Genomic DNA, 19176 nt, shown 5'->3' with positions numbered 1-19176 from the left:
GGCCCGAGCAGGGCGCACAGCCCGCCCGCGGCTGAGGCGCCGCCGGGAAGGCCGGCCGCAGGCCGGCTATCCGCGACCCGATCCCGGCTCGACAGGGCCGTCCGGGGCCGGCCCCGCGGTCACGTCCGGAGTCGCGTCCGATGCCGATGTCGATGTCGATGTCGATGTCGATGTCGATGTCGCGTGGAGGATGTCGCGGGCCTGCTCGGCGGCGCGCGCTATGCCCTCGGAGACGAAATCGAGAAAGCGGGCGACATTCTCCACGCGGATGGCGGCCGGAGTTCCGGGTCCGAGGACACCCACGCCCTGCCGTGCGGTCTCGACCACCCGGGCGGTGGACCGGGCGCTGACCATCATCGAGTGGTACCAGATGTCGTCATCGACGATATAGCGCTCGCGGCGGCGCTCGTCGCGCTCCCGGCGGACCATGCCCTGACTGTCGAGGAACGCGATCGCCTTGGAGATGGACGCCGGGCTGACCTGGAGGCGCTGCGCGAGTTCGGGCGCGGTGAGGCTGCCGGAGTCGGTGAGGGTGAGACAGGCCAGCACCCGGGACATCATCAAAGGCATGCCCGAACCCGTGATGACGGCGGTGAACAACTCCTCGTACTCGCGCACGGCCTCGGCGTCGCGCCCGTAGGGCTGCGCCGACGTCTGCGACTCCCGGGGGGCCACCTGCTTCCGCCGGTGCGCGCGGCGTTCGGTGGCGCGGTGAGCCAGATCCGCGCGATAGCCGGTGGGGCCGCCGTTGCGCATCACCTCACGCGTGATGGTCGACGTAGGACGGTCCAGGCGTCTGGCGATCTCCGCGTAGGCGAGGCCGTCGGCCAGCCCCAGCGCGATCTGCTGACGTTCCTGCTGAGTGAGCCTGCCTCCCGGCATCGCGGTTCTCCTTCGTGGTCCACGGAGTCTCCACTATAGCGTTCACCTTCAATCTATTGCAACGCAAAGCTCGCTGACGTTGCGTTAAGCGTGCGCAGCATTGCAACGATTTCAGGGCTTTGACCTGCGGTAATTATGATCGCTCGCAACGAAGCTGTTGAGCGATCAGTGAATGCAACGTAGCTTTTCCTTCATCGGAAACGACGAGCGCAAGGAGAGCACGATGCAGAAGTTCGACACCACCGCCCCGGTCACCGCCGTCCTCGACATCCCCGCCGGACGCATCCAGTTCATCGCCGCCGACCGCGCCGACGCCACGGTCGAGGTCCGGCCCGCCGACTCCTCCAGGAGCCGGGACGTGAAGGCCGCCGAGCGGATCGAGGTCGCCCACGGCGACGGCGTCCTGCGCATCGCGGTCCCGGCGGCCGGAAGCCGGATCCTCGGCGACTCGGGCTCCGTCGAGGTGACCGTCCAACTGCCCGCCGGGTCCCACGTCGAGGCTCGCTCGGGCGCCGCCGAACTCCGGGGCGTCGGACGCCTCGGCGATGTCGCCTTCGACGGCGCCTACCGCCGGATCAAGATCGACGAGGCGGCGAGCCTCCGCCTCACCGCGATCGAGGGCGACGTCGAGATCGGCCGGCTGGGCGGCCCCGCGGAGATCAGCACCACCCGGGGCGACATCCGGATCGCCGAAGCCACGCGCGGCACGGTCGTGCTCCACACCCGGTCCGGCGACATCTCGGTCACCGCCGCCGCCGACGTCTCGGCCACCCTGGACGCCGGCACCGCCCACGGTCGCGTCAGCAACGCCCTCAAGAACAACGGCACCGCCGAACTCGACATCCGCGCCACCACGTCCCACGGCGACATCGCCGCCCGCAGTCTCTGACCGACCCCCCACGCCCCCCGAACGCACCCTCCGAGGAGCAACGACCATGACTCATCCGGCCATCGCGGCGAACGGGCTGCGGAAGTCGTACGGCGACAAGACCGTCCTGGACGGCATCGACCTGACCGTCCCCGCAGGCACGGTCTTCGCGCTGCTCGGCCCCAACGGTGCCGGCAAGACGACCGCGGTCAAGATTCTCTCCACCCTCATCTCCCCCGGCGCCGGCTCCGGCGAGATCCGCGTCGGCGGCCACGACCTCACCACCGACGCCCAGGCGATCCGGGCCGCGATCGGCGTCACCGGACAGTTCTCCGCCGTCGACGGACTGATCACCGGCGAGGAGAACATGCTCCTCATGGCCAACCTGCACCACCTGCCCAAGCGCGAAGGACGCCGGGTCGCCGCCGAACTCCTGGAGCGCTTCGACCTGGTGGAAGCCGCGGAGAAGCCCGCGTCCACCTACTCCGGCGGCATGAAGCGCCGCCTCGACATCGCCATGACCCTGGTTGGCTCCCCACGGATCATCTTCCTCGACGAACCGACCACCGGCCTCGACCCGCGCTCCCGCCACACCATGTGGGGCATCATCCGCGGCCTGGTCGCCGACGGCGTCACCGTCTTCCTCACCACCCAGTACCTGGAGGAGGCCGACGAACTCGCCGACCGCATCGCCGTACTGAACAACGGGAAGATCGCCGCCGAGGGCACCGCCGAGCAGCTCAAGCGCATCGTCCCCGGCGGCCACGTCAAGCTCCGCTTCACCGACCCGGACGCCTACCGGTCCGCCGCCTCCGCCCTGACCGAGGCAGCCCCCGACGACGAGTCCCTGTCGCTGTCCATCCCCAGCGACGGCACTCAGCGCGAACTGCGCTCCATCCTCGACCACTTGGACGCCGCCGGCATCGAAGCCGACGAACTCACCGTCCACACCCCCGACCTCGACGACGTGTTCTTCGCCCTCACCGCCTCCACCGCGCCCGCCGCCCCCGGCGTCCCCGCCCAGGACAACCAGCCCAAGGAGACACTCCGATGAGCGCCCTCGCCCTCGCCGTCCGCGACACCAGCACCATGCTGCGCCGCAACCTCCTGCACGCCCGGCGCTACCCGTCCCTCACCTTGAACCTGCTCCTCACGCCTGTCATGCTCCTGCTGCTTTTCGTCTATATCTTCGGCGATGTGATGAGCGCGGGCATCGGCGGCGGGAACCGCGCCGACTACATCGCCTACATCGTCCCGGGCATCCTGATGATGACCATCGGCTCCACCGTGATCGGGGCCGCGGTGTCCGTCTCCACCGACATGTCCGAGGGCATCATCGCCCGCTTCCGCACCATGGCGATCCACCGCAGCTCCGTGATCACCGGGCACGTCGTCGGCAGCGTGCTGCAGATCCTCGCCAGCCTGGTCCTGGTCGGAGCCGTGGCCGTGGCCATCGGCTTCCGCTCGGCCGACGCCACCGCCCTGGAGTGGCTGGCCGCCTGCGGACTGGTCACGCTCTTCGCCCTGGCGCTCACCTGGATCGCCGTCGGGATGGGCATGGCCAGCCCGAACGCGGAGGCGGCCGCCAACAGCGCACAGCCGCTGATCCTCCTCCCGCTCATCTCCAGCGCCTTCATCCCGGCCGAGACCATGCCCGGCTGGTTCCGGCCGATCGCCGAGTACCAGCCCTACACCCCCGTCATCGAGACCCTGCGCGGCCTGCTCCTCGGCACCGAGATCGGCCACAACGGCTGGCTGGCCGTCGGCTGGAGCCTCGGCCTCGTGGCGCTCGGCTACCTGTGGTCGAAGTCGCTCTTCCTCCGCGACCCGGCGGCGCGCTGACGCGTGCGGCGCCCCACCCGCGCCTCGACCGCCCTCGACCACAAGAGGAACGCCGCAACAGGAAAGCCCCCGTGCTGTCCGCACGGGGGCTTTCACTGTGCCCCGGCCCCCGTCCCCACAGGTAACCGGCGCATCCGGGGCCACGCTCCGCCAGGACGCGGCCCCGGAGTCCGCGGGCCTCGTCCGGCCGCACGGGTGGGTCGACTCAGACGCGTACGAGCTCGCGCTCGCCGCTTTCACCGCCCTCGGAGCCGGTCTCGTCGGTCAGCTGCTTCTGCAGCTTCTCGCCCTCCACGTCCACATTGGGCAGCGCCCGGTCCAGCCAGCGCGGCAGCCACCAGGCCTTCTTGCCGAGCAGGGCCAGGACGGCGGGCACGATCGCCATCCGCACCACGAAGGCGTCGAAGAAGACGGCGATGGCGAGCGAGAAGCCGATCATCTTGATCATCTGCTCGCTGGAGCCGATGAAGCCGGCGAAGACCGCCATCATGATCACCGCCGCGGCCGTGACCACGCGCGCCCCGTGCTTGAAGCCGGTGACGATGGCCTGGCCCGGGCTCTCGCCGTGGACGTACGCCTCCCGCATCCGGGTGACGAGGAAGACCTCGTAATCCATCGCGAGACCGAAGACCACACCGACCATGAAGATCGGCATCATGCTCATGATCGGACCGGTCTGCTCGACGCCGAAGAGCGAGCCGAGCCAGCCCCACTGGAACACCGCGACGACCGCACCGAGGGCCGCGACCACCGAGAGCAGGAAGCCCAGGGCCGCCTTCAGCGGGACGAGGACCGAGCGGAAGACCAGCATCAGCAGCAGGAACGCGAGGCCGACGACCAGCGCCAGGTAGGGCAGCAGCGCGTCGTTCATCTTCTGCGAGAAGTCGATGTTCATCGCGGTCGCGCCGGTGACCAGGACCTCCGCGCCGGTGTCGGACTTGATGTCCGCACCCGCGTCCCGGATGGAGTGGACGACGTTCTCCGTGGCGGCCGAGGAGGGCCGGTCCTTCGGGATGACCACGATCGTCGCGGTGTCCCCGGCCTTGTTGAACTCGGCCGGAACGACGGCGCCGACACCGATGGAGTCGATCTCCTCGGAGACCCGCGCGGCGGCTGCCTTGCCGTCGGAGCTGTTCTTCGTGTCGACGACGACCATCAGCGGACCGTTGAACCCGGGGCCGAAGCCGTCCGAGAGCATGTCGTACGCCTGGCGCTGCGTGGTCGACTTCGGCTGGGCGCCGTCGTCGGGCAGACCCATCTCCAGCGAGGCGGCCGGTACGGCGATGACGCCGAGGCCGAGGACGCCGACGAGCATGACCCAGACCGGCTTGCGCAGCACGAACCGCGCCCAGCGGGTGCCCAGGTTCGGCTTGGCCTCGGGGCTCTGCTCCGCCTCGGCGGCCTTGCGTGCCTTGCGGCCCATGATCCGCTTGCCCGCGAAGCCCAGCAGGGCCGGGACGAGGGTGAGGGCGATGACGACGGCGATGGCGACGGTTCCAGCGGCGGCGAAGCCCATCTTCGTCAGCATCGGGATGTTGACGACGGCGAGGCCCACCAGGGCGATGACCACGGTCAGGCCCGCGAAGACGACCGCGGATCCGGCCGTGCCGACGGCCCGCCCCGCGGCCTCCTCGCGTTCCCGGCCCTCGGCCAGCTCGGCCCGGTAGCGGGAGACGATGAACAGGGCGTAGTCGATGCCGACCGCGAGACCGATCATCATGGCGAGGGTCGAGGTGGTCGAGCCGAGATCCAGGACGTTGGCCAGCGCGGTGATCGACGAGACCCCGATGCCGACCCCGATGAGGGCGGTCACCAGGGGCAGCCCGGCGGCGATCAGCGAGCCGAAGGTGATGACCAGGACGACGGCGGCGATGGCGACACCGATGATCTCGGCGGCCCCGGTGTGCGGCATGACCTGGAGCGCGTCACCGCCGATCTCCACCTTCATGCCGCTGTCCTGTGCGTCCTTGCCCGCGTCCTTCAGGGCGTCCGTGGTCTTGTCGGTCAGCTCCATGGAGTTGACCTTGTAGGAGACCGAGATGTACGCCGTCGAACCGTTCTGGCTCACGGCCTGCTGCTCGAACGGGTCGGCGACCGAGGCGATCTGGTCCGAGCCGGTCCGCAGCTCCTTGACGATGCCGGTGATCTCGCTCTTGTTGGCGGAGTCGGTCACCTTCTCGCCCTCGGGCGCCTTGAAGACGACCCGTGCGGTGGCGCCGTCGGCGCTGGAGCCGGGGTTGCGCTGTTCCAGCAGGTCGAAGGCGCGCTGCGCCTCCGTACCGGGTATCGAGAAGGAGCTGGAGGTGGCGGTGGACGCGGTGGCCGCACCGAATCCGGCGACCGCCAGCAACGCCACCCAGATCAGGGCGACGAAGCGGCGGCGGCGGAAGGTGAGCCGTCCGAGCTTGTAGAGGAAAGTGGCCACGGGGGCGTACTCCCGGTCAGGTCGTATGAGTGGAAATCGGGCGTGCGGAACCAGCCCGACGACGAGAGCGGCGTGTCAGGTGGAGCGTTGGGGAGAGGGCCGTGCGGGTGGGACGGGGACGTCAGACGCCGAGGGCGGGGAGAACCACGGAGTCCACGTAATCGACGAGGAACGCCTGGTCGACAGGGCGGTCCTCGATCAGCTGCCGGGCGGCGAGCGCGCCGACCAGCATGTGCGGGATGTACTTCAGCGCCGGATTGTCCGAACGCAGCTCACCCCGGTCCACCGCCCGTTGCAGCAGCTGGGCGAGACCGGTCATCTCCGGTTCGATCAGCAGCTCGCGCAGGGCCTGGTGCAGGTCGGGGTACTCATGGACGGCATGGCTCAGGCCCCGCATCAGCGCGGCGTCCTTCTCCATCTGGCAGTCGTCGGTCCGGCTCAGCGCGGCGTGGAAGTCCCCGCGCAGCGAGCCGGTGTCGATGTCCGAAAGGCTCCCCGGCTTGTTGTGCCGCAGCGCCTTCGCGACCAGCTCGGGCTTGGAGCCCCACTGGCGGTAGAGGGTGGCCTTGCTCGACCGGGTGCGGGAGGCGACGGCGTCCATGGTCAGGGCGTCGTAACCGACCTCACGGAGCAGGTCGAGGACGGCGCCGTACAGCTCGCCCTCACGCTCGGGCGTCAGCCTGGTGCGTGCCATGTGCCGACCTCCTTCGCATGCGCCTTGCCTGCCGGCGTCCGGCTCGGCAGCCCCGATCAGCAGTCCCGCTCGGTCCCGCTCAGCATCGAACGAAACCGTTTCGTACACCTGAATCGTACGCACACGGTCCAGCGAAACGAAATCGTTTCGCTTGTGTTCTGCACCACAAGTTGCCCCGGGCCCCGCGCACCGAAAACATTGGGGGGTGAGTGACGACGTCGCGTATCTCCGTTTCCCGCACCTTCACCAGGACTTGCTGTGCTTCGCGGCCGAGGACGACCTCTGGGTCGCGCCCCTCGCTCCCGCCGGGCACCGCCCCGGACGGGCCTGGCGGGTGACCGCCGACCGGACCCGGGTCAGCCATCCCCGCTTCTCGCCCGACGGCTCCTCCATCGCCTACACGACCTGGCGCACCCTGGACCCCGAGATCCACCTGGCCCCGGTGGACGGCGGCCCGGCCCGCCGGCTCACCCACTGGGGCTCGACGGACGCCCGGGTCTGCGGCTGGAGCCCCGATCCGGGCGAGGCCTGCCAGATCCTCGCCGTGTCCTCGCACAACCAGCCGTTCTCGTACTTCTCCTGGGCCTACAGCGTCCCCACCGACGGCGGCCCCGGCGGCAGGCTTCCCTGGGGCCCCGTCTCCGACATCGCGGTCGCCGACATCGACGGCGAGCGCCGCACCCTGCTGCTCACCGGCACGCCCCCGCACGAACCGGCCGCCTGGAAGCGCTACCGGGGCGGGGCCACGGGCCGCCTGTGGCTGCACGGCGAACGACTGCTCCCGGACATCGGCGGCCATCTCGCCAACCCGATGTTCGTCGGCCGCCGCATCGCGTTCCTCTCCGACCACGAGGGCGTCGGCAACCTCTACTCCTGCCTGATGGACGGCACCGACCTGCGCCGGCACACCGACCACGACGCCTTCTACGCCCGCAACGCCGCGAGCGACGGCCACCGGGTGATCTACCAGTGCGCGGGCGAACTGTGGCTGGTCGAGGACCTCTCGTCGCCCGACGCCACCCCGCGCAAGCTGGATGTGCGCCTCGGAGGCCCGCGCACCGGCCGGCGCGTCCACCAGGTGCCCGCCGCCAGCAACGTCGACTCCCTCTCCGTCGACGAGACGGGCCGGGCCAGCGCCGTCACCGTACGCGGCAGCCTCTACTGGCTCACCCACCGCGACGGCCCCGCCCGCACCATCGCCGACACCCCGGGCGTCCGGGTGCGGCTACCGGAGATGCTCGGCAGCGGCGGTCAGGTCGCGTACGTCACCGACGCGGACGGCCCCGACGCGGTCGAGATCGCCTACCTGCCGCGGGCCAGCGGCGACCGCCCCGCGCGCAGGCTGGCCTCCGGGCAGCTGGGCCGGGTCCACGAGATGATCTCCGACCCGGAAGGCGAGCGCCTCGCCATCGCGTCGAACGACGGCCGCCTGCTGCTCCTGGACACGGGGGAGCCGGAGGCGGAAGTCCAGGAAACGGAAGCCCGGGAAACCGAGGAGAAGGCGCCCAGCGGCTCGACCCGCGCCGACCTCCACACGGCCACCGGCGCGGCGGCCCCGGACAGCGCGGCGCCGGTCGACGAGCACCCCGGGCTCACCGAGCTGATCCGCTCGGTCAACGGCCCGGTCCGCGATCTGGCCTTCTCCCCCGACGGCGACTGGCTGACCTGGTCGCACCCGGGCATCGGCCGCTCGCTGCGGCAGATCAAGCTGGCCCGGATCTCCGGCCCCGGCGCCCCGGTGATCGTCGACGTCACCAACGGCCGCTTCGAGGACGAGAACCCGGTCTTCACGGAGGACGGCCGCTATCTGGCGTTCCTGTCCTGGCGGGGCTTCGACCCCGTGTACGACGTCCACACCGGCGACCTGTCCTTCCCGCTCGGCTGCCGCCCGTACCTGGTCCCGCTCTCCTCGGCCACCCCGTCCCCCTTCGCCCTCTCGCCCGACGGCCGTCCGGCGGCGGGCGGCCTGGACCCGGTGGACGTACCGGACGGGGGTACGCCGGAGGGGTCGACGGTGATGGTGGAGTTCGAGGGCCTGGAGAGCCGGGTGACCCCGTTCCCGGTCTCCGCCTCCAAGTACTCGGCCCTCGCCCCCGTGAGCGGCGGCGGTCTCGTCTGGCTGCGCTGGCCGATCTCGGGGGCGCTGGGCGAGACGTTCGCCAACCCGGCCGACATGTCGGGGCGGCCCACCCTGGAGCACTTCAACATCGCGAAGGCCCGCAGGACCGAACTGGTCGACCACCTCGACTGGTTCGCGGTGAGCGGCGACGCGTCCCGCCTGGTCGTGATGGACGACGGCGAACTCCGCGCCGTACCCGCCGCCGAGCCCGGCGACACGGACTCCACGGTCTTTCTGGACCTGCGCCGCATCCTGCACGAGGTCGACCCGGGGGCGGAGTGGCGGCAGGCATACGGCGAGGCGGGCAGGATCATCCGCTCCTACTTCTGGGAGCCGGACATGTGCGGCATCGACTGGGACGGGGTGCTGGACCAGTACCGCCCCTTGGTCGAACGGGTCGCCTCCCCCGACGAGTTCGCGGACCTGCTGCGCGAGGTGCTGGGCGAGCTGGGCACCTCGCACGCGTACGTCTCCCCCGCCCGCCGCAACGAGGGCCCGCCGCACTACCAGCGCGCGATCGGCCTCCTCGGCGCCAACCTGGTCTGCCGGGACGGCGCCTGGACCGTCCAGCGCATCCTGCCCGGCGACTCCTCGGACTCCAAGGCGCGTTCGCCGCTGGCGGGCACGGGAATCCGGGAGGGCGCGGTGCTGACCCATGTCGACGGCCGCCCGGTGGACCCGGTCGCCGGCCCGTACCCCTTGCTGACGGCGGCGGGCGGCACGACGGTGGAACTGACCTTCTCCCCGGCGGGCGGCGGCCCCTCCCGCCGGGTGGCGATCATGCCCCTGGTCGACGAACGCCCCCTGCGCTACCAGGACTGGGTGGCCAAACGCCGTGACGTCGTACGGGAGCTGAGCGGCGGCAAGTGCGGCTACCTGCACATCCCGGACATGGGCGGCTCGGGCTGGGCCCAGTTCAACCGCGATCTGCGTCTCGAAGTCTCCCGCCCCGCCCTGATCGTGGACGTCCGGGGCAACGCGGGCGGCCACATCAGCGAGTTGGTCGTGGAGAACCTCACCCGCAAGATCCTCGGCTGGGACCTGACCCGCAACGCCCAGGCGGTGAGCTACGCCTCCAACGCGCCGCGCGGCCCGGTGGTCGCCCTGGCCGACGAGGCGACCTCCTCCGACGGCGACATGATCACCGCCGCGTTCCGGCTGCTGAAGCTGGGCCCGGTGGTGGGCCAGCGCACCTGGGGCGGGGTGGTCGGCATGACCGGCCGCCACCGCCTGGGCGACGGCACGGTGATCACGGTGCCGATGAACGCGGCCTGGTTCGACACGTACGGTTGGTCGGTGGAGAACCACGGGGTGGAACCGGACGTGGAGGCCCTGCGCACCCCGCTGGACTGGGCGGAGGGCCGGTACGCCGTGCTCGACGACGCGGTCCGCCTGGCCCTGGAACTGCTGGCCGCGCACCCGGCGGCGACGCCGCCGTCGTACGAAACGGCCCCGGACCTGCGGCGGCCGCCGCTGCCGCCGCGGTAGGGCGCGCTCGGTCAGGCCGTGCGGGCGCGGAGGCGGCGCAGCATACGCGGGTCCTCGAAGCCGACCGAGCGGGCGGCGCCGTCGATCGTCGCGCCGTGGCTGATGAGGTGCTCGGCGCGTTCGAGTCGGAGGGCCTGCTGGTAGCGCAGGGGGGTGAGCCCGGTGGCGCGGCCGAAGAGGCGGGTGAGGGTGCGCTCGCTCACGCCGACGGCCGAGGCCAGGGCGGGCAGGGGCAGCGGCCGGTCGAAGCGGGCGTCGATGAGGTTCTGGGCGCGGTGCACGGTGTCGTCGAGGTGGGAGCGGTGCCGGAGCATCGCGCTGGACTGCGGTTCATGGCCGTTGCGGCGGGCGTAGACGACCATCTCCCGGGCCACCCGGGCGGCGGCGGCCGGGCCGTGCCGGGTCGCGACCAGATGCAGCGCCAGATCGATGCCGCTGGCGATGCCGGCCGAGGTGACCACCCGGTCGTCGACGGTGAACAGGACGTCCCGGACGACCACCGCCCCGGGGTGGCGCAGAGCCAGCCCGTCCTGCACGTCGTGGTGGGTGGTGCAGCGGCGGCCGTCGAGCAGGCCGGCCTGCCCGAGCGCCTCGGCCCCGGCGCACACGCTGGCCACCGTTCCGCCGCCGGCGTGGTGCTCCCGGAGGGCCCGCAGGGGTGCGGGGCCGATCGCGGGGACGTCGGCCGGGGTGCCCGTCCGCCAGCCGGGCACCACGATCAGATCCCCGGGCCCGATCCGGGGCCAGTCGAGCCCGGCCACCAGAGGCAGCCCCTGGGCGGTGGGAACCTGTGGCTGCTCGGCGACGTACGCGAGCGTGTAGGGGTGGCCGAAGGCGGCGGCGGTGGAGAAGACCTGCGCGGGGCCGGCCAGGTCCAGCAGGTGGACTCCGGGCACCAGGAAGAAGACGACGTGGCTCACGATCCGGTCATCATGCCCGAAGTGCTGCGGCGGCCTCCAGCCGGTCGACCGTCTCGATGGTGGCGAAGCGTCCGGCGAGGGCGTACTCGGTGCGCCTGATGACCTCTTCGGCAGGCAGCGTGCGGGGGTCGGCCAGCAGTTCGGCGACGCTCCGGCCGGCGGGAGCGTCACGATGCGGGATGGGATGGGTCGCGGTCGCGTCGATGGCGACGGTGACCCGGTGGCCGAGGTCGCTCGCGACGCGCGCGGTGGTCTCCACGCACTGCTCGGTGCGGATGCCGCAGACGGTGAGGTCGCGGATACCACGCTCGGTGAGGAGTTGCTGCAGGTTGGTGGTGGTGAAGGCGTTGTGCGAGGTCTTGTGGACCAGCACCTCCCCCTCCGCCCGCTCCAGCTCCTCCATCAGCCGGACGTGGCCGAGGACCGGGTCGAAGACATCGCCGGTGCCGGGCTCGGAATGCAGTACCCACACCACCTGGTCCCCGGCCCGACGGAAGAGCCGGACCAAGCGGTTCACCTGGTCGGCGATCTTCGGATCGGAGGTGGTCTCCCACAGGGGGTGGGCGCGGAAGGATTCCTGGACATCGATGACGATCAGTGCTCGGCTCATACCCCCAGCCTGAGGCGCGCGGGCAGGGCGGCGACAGACCGCATCGGGTCCCGAAGCGGACCGATCCGGTCACCGGGGTGACCGAGCCCCGAGACGCGAGCCCCGGGAGGGACTGTTCGCAACCGTCCGGCGTGTGGGCGAGGGTGGCCGGCACGCCGGGTCCGCCGGGTCTTTGGCCGCCTTCGGCTCCCGGGGGGCTGGCCCCAGGCATGAAGGAGGCGCACCCGGTCACCCGGATGCGCCTCCTTGCGCGACGCGTACGCACGCGCGAACCGCAGCACGCACGCGTCACACCTCAGTGACCGTCAACGGTCAAAACGCTCGCGCGCCTGGTCCGCCGCGCCCTGGGCACGGTCCTTCATGCCCGAGGAGGAGTCCGACTCCTGGTCACGGCCCTCGGAGGCCCGGTCCCGGGCCTCGTCCTTGCCCTGACCGCCCTTCTGCTTGGCCTGGTCGGCGAGCTCCTGCGCCTTGTCCTTGAACTGGTCTGCGATACCCATGCTGTTCACTCCTGTGGGATGCGTGGGGTACGTGGGGGACGGCCCCCTGCGGGGCCTCGCCCAGCGTTGCACGGCCCGACATCCCACGCATTTCGTACCGCTACGGTCGGTCAGCACGCTCCGCGCGCGCGTCCTGGTCCGCCGCCCCTCCGGCCCCCACCAGCCCCTTCGACACGGTGTGGAGCCGCGGCTCGAAGCGCCGCATCTCGCGCTGCCCGCCGATCGCGATGACGGACGGCAGACAGCCGCGGACCGACTGCATCCCGCGCAGCCACCACTGGGCGTACACGTGCGGGGAGCGCCGCGCGATCCCGTCCACGATCCGGTCGACGGCCGGGCCGAGCGGGTACGTGCGGTTCATCGGCCACGGCAGCCGCCGGCGCAGCTCGCGCATCACGTCGTCGCGGTCCGCGCCGCGGACCATGTCGGTGTCGGTCCAGGAGAGGTAGCCGACGCCGACCTTGACGCCCTTGTAGCCGACCTCGGCGCGCAGGCTGTGCGCGAAGGCCTCGACGCCCGACTTGGACGCGCAGTACGCGGTCATCATCGGGGCCGGGGTGATCGCGGCCAGCGACGCTATCTGGAGGAAGTAGCCGCGGCTCTCCATCAGCACCGGCAGGAAGGCCCGCCCGGTGACCGCTCCGCCGATGAGGTTCACCTCGATGACCCGCCGCCAGGCCTCCGGGTCGGAGTCGGCGAACGGGCCGCCCGCGGCGACGCCCGCGTTGGCGACGACGACGTCGACCTTGCCGAAGCGTTCCTTGACCTCGCGCGCCACCCGGGCCATCGCCTCGTGGTCGGTGACGTCGGCGAACCAGTGATCGCTCTCTCCGTGCAGCCGCTCGGAGACGTGCTTCAGCTCGTCCGGCTCCAGTCCGACCAGTGCGAGGGTCGCCCCGCGTGCCGACAGCTTGCGGGCCAGCAGCTCGCCCACACCCCGGGCCGCGCCGGTGACGACGACGACCTGGCCCTCCAGACTCCGCTTGCCGCTCATGCGACATCCTCCTTCTCCGCCGTGGCGGCCTTCCCCGTGGCGGCCGCCCCGTCGGTGACGTACCGGGCGACCAGCTCCCTGATCTTCGCCGTTACGGCCTCCGGGGCCTCCACCGGCGTCATGTGCCCCATGCCCGCCAGCTCGGTCAGGCCGAGCCCGACCGGCAGCGCGGCCGCGATGGCCCGCGCGTGGACCGGCGGGGTCAGCCGGTCGTCCGTGCCGGCGATCACCGCGGTCGGCACCCGCAGCTCGCGCACGCCCGCCGCGAGGTCCAGCTCGGCGAGCACATGGCCCCACTCCACCCTCGCGCGGCGCGGGCAGGCGTGCACGATGCGGGCGCAGGCGTCGACCCGGCCCGGAGCGGAACCCGCACCCATGGTCGCGTACTTGAGGACCTTCCTGGAGACCGGGTTGACCGGCCCGAGCGGCGCTTTCGCACCCAGTACGGCGGTGGTGAGCCGGGTTCGCAGCGCACCCGCGCGCAGCGGCAGGACACGGGCCTCGGCGGCCAGCCGCGTACTGCCGGTGGAACAGAGCAGCACGGCGGCGGCGTGCTCGCGCAGTCCGGGGCGCGAGGCGGCGGCCATCACCGTCATCCCGCCCATGGAATGCCCGGCGAGCACCGCCCCGCGGCCCGGGGCGAGCGTCGCGGCGAGGACCGCTTCGAGGTCGTCGGCCAGGGCGTCCGTGCTGTAGCCGCCGGGCCCCGGTTCGGGGGTGAGCCCGTGTCCGCGCTGGTCGTAGGCGATGACCCGGTGGTCGGCGGCCAGGTCGCGGATCTGGGCGTCCCAGAAACGGGTGTTGCAGGTCCAGCCGTGGGCCAGGACCACCGCCGGGGCGTCTTCGGGGCCGTGCAGTTCGACGTGGATCCGCGAGCCGTCGGCGGAGCGCGCGGTCAACTCGGCCGCGGGCACCGGCGGTACGGTGTCGCGGTACGGGAGGCGGCTCATCGCGCGGCCTCCTCGGCGACGGACGCTCCCGCGGACCCTGCGGCGGTCACGGTCTCCCGATCGGTGCGGCCGGGCTGCTCCGGTACCCGTCCGGTCCCGGATGCCCGCCGCTCACCGCCCGCCGCGCCGGCCCGGATGACGTCGTACTCCGCGAGGTCCACCGAACGCGTCTGCCGCCGGAACTCGCCCGTGGTGCCGGGCCAGACGGTGGTGTTGCGGCCCGCCTCGTCCAGGTACCAGCTGGTGCAGCCGCCGGTGTTCCACACCGTGCGCTTCATCCGCTGCTGCACCCGGTCGTTCCACGCGGTGACGGCCGCGGAGCGGGCGCCGAGGGCGGCGCGTCCGCCCAGCACGTTCAACTGCCGCAGGTAATCGGCCATGTAGTTCAGCTGGGACTCGATCATCAGGATCATGGAGGAGTTGCCGAGCCCGGTGTTGGGGCCGATGATCGTCATCCAGTTGGGGAACCCGGCGGCGGTCGCGCCGCGCAGCGAGTTCATCCCGTCCTTCCAGGACTCGGCGAGTGTGATGCCGTCCTCGCCGACGACCCGCTCGGCGATCGGCATGTCCGTCACATGGAAGCCGGTGCCGAAGATGATCGCGTCGACCTCCGCCTCGCTCCCGTCGGCGGCGACCACCGTGTTGCCGCGAATCTCACTGAGCCCGGAGGCGACGACGTCCACATTGGGCTGGGCGAGGGCCGGATAGTAGGTGCTGGAGAGCAGGATCCGCTTGCAGCCGATGCGGTAGTCCGGGGTCAGTTTGGCCCGCAGGGCCGGGTCCTTGACCGCCCGCGCCATGTTGGACTTGGCGATCTTCTCCACCAGGCCCAGCTGATCGGGGTGCTTGGTGAAGGCGCTGACCTGCAACTCCCTGATGCCCCACAGCAGTCCGCGGCGCGCCGTGCCGGTGACGGGGACGGCCCGGTGCAGTGCCCGCTCGGCCTTGCTGATCGTGCGGTCCACGCGCGGCATGACCCAGGGCGGGGTGCGCTGGAAGAGCGTGAGCTTCGCGGTCCTCGGCTGTATCGCCGGGACGATCTGGATCGCGGACGCGCCCGTTCCGACCATCGCGACGCGCTTGCCGGCCAATTCGTAGTCGTGGTCCCAGCGCGCGGAGTGGAAGACCTTGCCGGGGAAGGAGTCGAGCCCCGGTATGTCGGGCATCTTCGGGTCGGAGAGCGGCCCGGTGGCGGAGACGACGACATCCGCGTGGAGCACGGCCCCGTCGGCGGACTCGATCACCCAGTACAGGTTCTCCTTGTCCCAGGTCATCAGCTTCACCTCGTGGTTCAGCCTGATGTGCGGGCGGAGCCCGAAACTGTCGGCGACACGCTCCAGGTAGGCCCGGATGTGCTTCTGCCCGGAGAAGGTGCGCGGCCAGTCGGGGTTGGGGGCGAACGAGAACGAGTAGAGGTGGGACGGTACGTCGCAGGCGCAGCCGGGATAGCTGTTGTCGCGCCAGGTGCCGCCCACCGAGCCGGCCCGCTCCAGGACGACGAAATCGGTGATGCCTTCGCGGCGCAGCCGTACGGCGGCCCCCAGGCCCCCGAATCCGGTTCCGATCACCGCCACACGTACGTGCTCCTGCTGGGCCATGCTGCCGCCTCCCGCGGTACGTCACACGACTCTGCCAGCAATCACTGGCATTGTTCGGAGAGTAGAGCAGGAGCGTACTGATGGGTAGGGGGCAGACCGAGGAAAGTTACCGGCGGTACAACATAGGGTGCCCCTGTGGCCGAAAGACGCGAGCACCGCGAATACCGCATGGAGGAGCTGGCCGAGGAGGCCGGGATCACCGTGCGGACCCTGCGCTTCTACCGGGAGCGCGGTCTGATCCCGCCGCCTCGCCGCGAGGGTCGCATCGCCTGGTACGACGACCATCACCTGGCCCGGCTGCGGACCATCACGGGCCTGCTGGAGCGCGGCCACACCCTCAACGGCATCGCCGACCTCGCGGCCACCTTCGAGAGCGGCCGCGACGTCGCGGAGGTGCTGGGCCTGGGCGAACCGACCGAGGAGACCCCGGTCCGGCTCACCCCGGAGCAGCTCGCGGACTACTTCGAGGGCGAGGTCACGCCCGAGAACCTCGCCACCGCACTGGACCTGGGCTATCTCGCCACCGACGGGGACGAGATCGTGCACATCAGCCGCCGCCTCCTGGAGGTCTCGGCCGAGCTCGTACGGGAAGGGGTGCCGCTGTCCACGGTGCTCTCCTCGGGCCGCCGCGTCCGCGAGCACGCGGACGCGCTCGCCGAGATCTTCGTCCGCGTACTGCACGCCCACACCAAGGAGACCGAACCGGCCCAACTCCGCCCGCTGGCCCGCGCGGTGGTGGACGCCGAACTGTCGATGGCCCTCGACCGGAGGCTGCGCCGCGAGGACGGCACACAGCCCCCGAAGGCGTAACGCCCGCGGATGCCCGGACGCTACCGCTCGTAGACGACCGTCACCGGCGCGTGGTCGCTCCAGCGCTCGCCGTGCGTGGCCGCCCGCTCCACCCAGGCCTTCACCGCGCGCCCGGCCAGACCCGGGGTCGCCATCTGGTAGTCGATGCGCCAGCCGCTGTCGTTGTCGAAGGCCCGCCCCCGGTACGACCACCAGCTGTACGGCCCCTCGACATCCGGGTGCAGCGCCCGCACGACGTCCACGTACGCGGCCTCCTCCAGGACCCGGGTCAGCCACGCGCGCTCCTCGGGGAGGAAGCCGGAACTCTTGCGGTTGGCCTTCCAGTTCTTCAGGTCCGCCTCCTGGTGGGCGATGTTCCAGTCGCCGCACACCACGACCTCGCGGCCGTCCGCCGCGGCCCGCGCCTTCAGCCCCTGGAGGTAGGGCAGGAAGGCGGCCATGAAGCGCTCCTTCTCGTCCTGACGCTCGGTGCCGACCTCGCCGGAGGGCAGGTACAGGCTCGCGACGGTGACACCGGGGAGGTCGATCTCCACATACCGGCCGCTCGTGTCGAACTCCTCCGCCCCGGGGACCCCGAAGCCACCGAAGCCGGTCTGGACCCGCTCGGGGGCCTGCCGCGAGTAGAGCGCGACGCCGGCGCGGCCCTTGGCGGCGGCGGGCGCGTGGACGGTGTGCCACCCTTCGGGGGTACCCACCCCTTCGGGCAGCTGGGCGAGCTCGGCCCGCACTTCCTGGAGGCAGACCACATCGGCGTCGGTCCCTGCCAGCCACTCGACGAAGCCCTTCTTGGCGGCGGCGCGGAGCCCATTAACATTCACGGAGGTCACTGTGAGCATCCCGAAACAGTACCCACTCCACCCCTACGCATAGATGTACGATATATAGCATGATTATTCATACTCGTCCTTTCGATCACCCCGACGCCGTCAAACTCAACGACCAGGTGCAACTCGAATACGACGAGCGCTACGGCGATGGGGGCGATCTCACACCGCTCGACCCCTCGATGTTCCTTCCGCCACGCGGCCTGTACCTGCTCGCCTACGACGAGCTGGACCGCCCGGTGGCGACCGGCGGCTGGCGGACCCAGGACCGCAACGCCGAGGGCTACTGGGACGGCGACGCCGAGATCAAGCGGATGTACGTGATACCCGAGGGGCGCGGCAGGGGCCTGGCCCGGCGGATGCTGGCCGCCCTGGAGGAGGACGCGCGCGCCGCCGGCCGGGTCCGGATGGTCCTGGAGACCGGCGACCAGCAGCCCGAGGCCATCGCGCTGTACGCGTCGAGCGGCTACACGGTGTGCGAGAAGTTCGGCCACTACCGGGAGTACGAGAGCAGCATCTGCATGGCCAAGCCGCTCCAGCGGCCCGGAGCCTGACCCGGGCGCCCCGGGGCCCCGGCCCGCCATGCGCGGCGGTCGCTCACGCGCCCCCGCCGAGCACGAGGACCACGTGCTCGTCCTCCCCGTGCCGCACCGTGCCGGTCGCCACGAACCCGCACTTCTCCAGCAGCCGTATCGAGCCGGTGTTCCCGGAGACGGGGTCCGCGTACAACGGGCGTACCGTCTCCCGCTCCAGGAACGCGGTCAACGCCCGGGTGCCGATGCCCCGGCCCCAGTACGGACGGCCGAACCAATAGCCGATGTAGCGCCGATCCCCCTCCCACCAGGCCACGATGTTCCCCGCCGTCCCGCCGTCCACGACGACCGTCTGCACGAGGTTGGCGGGGTCCCCCAACACCTTCGACGTCCAGTGCGCCAGGAACGCCTCCCGTTCCCGGGGGACGAAGCGCGATCTCCGGACCGCCTCCGGATCGTGTTCGTACGCGAGAAAGATCTCCAGGTCCGCTGGTTCGACATCCCTGAGAAGCACGTTGTTCTCCATACCGGCCGAGTCTGGCACCCGCCACTGACAACCGGCCCCGCCGCTCAGCGCGGGGTGGCCAGCACCTGGGTCCAGTAGGGGCCGCGCGGGGAGTCGGCGATGCCCACGCCCACGTGGACGAATGCGCAGTTGAAGATGTCGTCGTCGCGGCCCGGGCTGTTGCGCCACTCCTCGACGACCGCGGCCGGATCGCTCATGCCGGTCGCGATGGTCTCCCCGACGGCCGACCAGTCGTAGCCCGTGGCGTCGACCCGGTCGCCCGCGCCCCGGCCCGAGGAGTCGGTGTGGTCGAAGTAGTTCCGCGCGGCCATGTCCTCGGAGTGCCGCTGGGCCACCTCGGTCAGCCGGGGGTCGGTCTCCAGCTCCGGGCAGCCGTTCGCGGCGCGCAGGGTGTTGACCCGGGTGACCACACCGGCTTCCGGGCGGGGGCGCGGCTCGGCGGGCTCGGCCGGGGCGGTGCGCGACGGAGTGGCGGAGGGCGGCCGGGAGACGGCGGTACGGCTCGGCGAGGGCGAGACCGAGGCGGGCGTGGAGGGGGTGGGGAGCGGCTCGGCGGGTGCGGCCGCGGGCGGCGGGGGCGAGGGGCTGTACGT

Annotated in this window: 18 protein-coding genes; 6 read left to right on the top strand and 12 right to left on the bottom strand. The window is 71.5% G+C overall.

Annotated elements, in window-relative coordinates:
- Nucleotides 1–66: 66 nt before the first annotated feature.
- On the bottom strand, nucleotides 67–882 hold the full coding sequence (locus CR470_RS23965; RefSeq protein ID WP_097869612.1) for a MarR family transcriptional regulator: 816 nt from the start codon (nucleotides 880–882) through the stop codon (nucleotides 67–69).
- Between the two features lie 223 nt (nucleotides 883–1105).
- Here CR470_RS23965 and CR470_RS23960 point away from each other — a divergent pair, with 223 nt between their 5' ends.
- Genes CR470_RS23960 through CR470_RS23950 form a run of 3 tightly spaced genes read left to right on the top strand, consistent with a single transcriptional unit; the run spans nucleotide 1106 to nucleotide 3592 of the window.
- Complete coding sequence (locus CR470_RS23960) at nucleotides 1106–1771, top strand: DUF4097 family beta strand repeat-containing protein (RefSeq protein WP_097869611.1); 666 nt, start codon at nucleotides 1106–1108, stop codon at nucleotides 1769–1771.
- A 46-nt stretch (nucleotides 1772–1817) separates the two neighbouring features.
- Nucleotides 1818–2804: an ATP-binding cassette domain-containing protein gene (locus CR470_RS23955; protein ID WP_097869610.1), complete on the top strand. Its 987-nt coding sequence runs from the start codon at nucleotides 1818–1820 to the stop codon at nucleotides 2802–2804.
- Nucleotides 2801–3592 (top strand): ABC transporter permease, encoded by a 792-nt coding sequence (locus CR470_RS23950; RefSeq protein WP_097869609.1) that lies wholly within the window; start codon nucleotides 2801–2803, stop codon nucleotides 3590–3592. Before CR470_RS23955 ends, CR470_RS23950 begins: the two co-directional genes overlap by 4 nt.
- A 205-nt stretch (nucleotides 3593–3797) precedes the next feature.
- Here CR470_RS23950 and CR470_RS23945 read toward each other — a convergent pair whose 3' ends face one another.
- Both CR470_RS23945 and CR470_RS23940 read right to left on the bottom strand, forming a co-directional pair.
- Entirely contained in the window at nucleotides 3798–6017 is a 2220-nt protein-coding gene (locus CR470_RS23945) for an MMPL family transporter (protein WP_097869608.1), read from the bottom strand.
- Between the two features lie 121 nt (nucleotides 6018–6138).
- Nucleotides 6139–6711 carry a TetR/AcrR family transcriptional regulator gene (locus CR470_RS23940; RefSeq protein ID WP_097869607.1) on the bottom strand — a complete coding sequence of 191 codons (573 nt, stop codon included), beginning with the start codon at nucleotides 6709–6711 and terminating at the stop codon, nucleotides 6139–6141.
- 205 nt (nucleotides 6712–6916) lie between these two features.
- On the opposite strand from CR470_RS23940, the gene CR470_RS23935 reads away from it, so the two are divergent.
- Nucleotides 6917–10318, top strand: a complete 3402-nt coding sequence (locus CR470_RS23935) for a S41 family peptidase (protein ID WP_097869606.1) — start codon at nucleotides 6917–6919, stop codon at nucleotides 10316–10318.
- 11 nt (nucleotides 10319–10329) lie between these two features.
- Here CR470_RS23935 and CR470_RS23930 read toward each other — a convergent pair whose 3' ends face one another.
- The 6 genes from CR470_RS23930 to CR470_RS23905 form a co-directional block, all read right to left on the bottom strand.
- Entirely contained in the window at nucleotides 10330–11238 is a 909-nt protein-coding gene (locus CR470_RS23930) for a GlxA family transcriptional regulator (RefSeq protein ID WP_097869605.1), read from the bottom strand.
- A gap of 10 nt (nucleotides 11239–11248) precedes the next feature.
- A complete protein-coding gene (locus CR470_RS23925) occupies nucleotides 11249–11848 on the bottom strand; it encodes a cysteine hydrolase family protein (protein ID WP_097869604.1) in 600 nt (199 codons plus the stop codon).
- Nucleotides 11849–12153: 305 nt separating this feature from the next.
- A complete protein-coding gene (locus tag CR470_RS23920; protein WP_097869603.1) occupies nucleotides 12154–12348 on the bottom strand; it encodes a hypothetical protein in 195 nt (64 codons plus the stop codon).
- Nucleotides 12349–12448: 100 nt separating this feature from the next.
- A complete protein-coding gene (locus tag CR470_RS23915) occupies nucleotides 12449–13342 on the bottom strand; it encodes an SDR family oxidoreductase (protein WP_097869602.1) in 894 nt (297 codons plus the stop codon).
- Entirely contained in the window at nucleotides 13339–14292 is a 954-nt protein-coding gene (locus CR470_RS23910; protein WP_097869601.1) for an alpha/beta fold hydrolase, read from the bottom strand. The genes CR470_RS23915 and CR470_RS23910 overlap by 4 nt, the downstream gene beginning before the upstream one ends.
- Entirely contained in the window at nucleotides 14289–15890 is a 1602-nt protein-coding gene (locus tag CR470_RS23905; protein ID WP_097869600.1) for a flavin-containing monooxygenase, read from the bottom strand. The genes CR470_RS23910 and CR470_RS23905 overlap by 4 nt, the downstream gene beginning before the upstream one ends.
- 168 nt (nucleotides 15891–16058) lie before the next feature.
- On the opposite strand from CR470_RS23905, the gene CR470_RS23900 reads away from it, so the two are divergent.
- Nucleotides 16059–16700 (top strand): MerR family transcriptional regulator, encoded by a 642-nt coding sequence (locus CR470_RS23900; protein ID WP_097869614.1) that lies wholly within the window; start codon nucleotides 16059–16061, stop codon nucleotides 16698–16700.
- 20 nt (nucleotides 16701–16720) lie between these two features.
- On the opposite strand, the gene CR470_RS23895 is transcribed toward CR470_RS23900, so the two are convergent.
- On the bottom strand, nucleotides 16721–17536 hold the full coding sequence (locus CR470_RS23895) for an exodeoxyribonuclease III (RefSeq protein WP_097869599.1): 816 nt from the start codon (nucleotides 17534–17536) through the stop codon (nucleotides 16721–16723).
- A 50-nt stretch (nucleotides 17537–17586) separates the two neighbouring features.
- Between CR470_RS23895 and CR470_RS23890 the strand changes: the two genes are divergently transcribed.
- A complete protein-coding gene (locus CR470_RS23890; RefSeq protein ID WP_097869598.1) occupies nucleotides 17587–18078 on the top strand; it encodes a GNAT family N-acetyltransferase in 492 nt (163 codons plus the stop codon).
- A 43-nt stretch (nucleotides 18079–18121) separates the two neighbouring features.
- On the opposite strand, the gene CR470_RS23885 is transcribed toward CR470_RS23890, so the two are convergent.
- On the bottom strand, nucleotides 18122–18583 hold the full coding sequence (locus CR470_RS23885; RefSeq protein ID WP_179892361.1) for a GNAT family N-acetyltransferase: 462 nt from the start codon (nucleotides 18581–18583) through the stop codon (nucleotides 18122–18124).
- A gap of 44 nt (nucleotides 18584–18627) precedes the next feature.
- On the bottom strand, nucleotides 18628–19176 hold a 549-nt coding region (locus CR470_RS23880; RefSeq protein ID WP_143663866.1), incomplete at its 5' end, for a CAP domain-containing protein.

It is taken from the genome of Streptomyces sp. rh34 (genome assembly GCF_002551245.1).
GTDB lineage: Bacteria > Actinomycetota > Actinomycetes > Streptomycetales > Streptomycetaceae > Streptomyces.
Note: the sequence above shows the minus strand (reverse complement) of the source record. Positions and strands in the feature narration are given on the sequence as shown.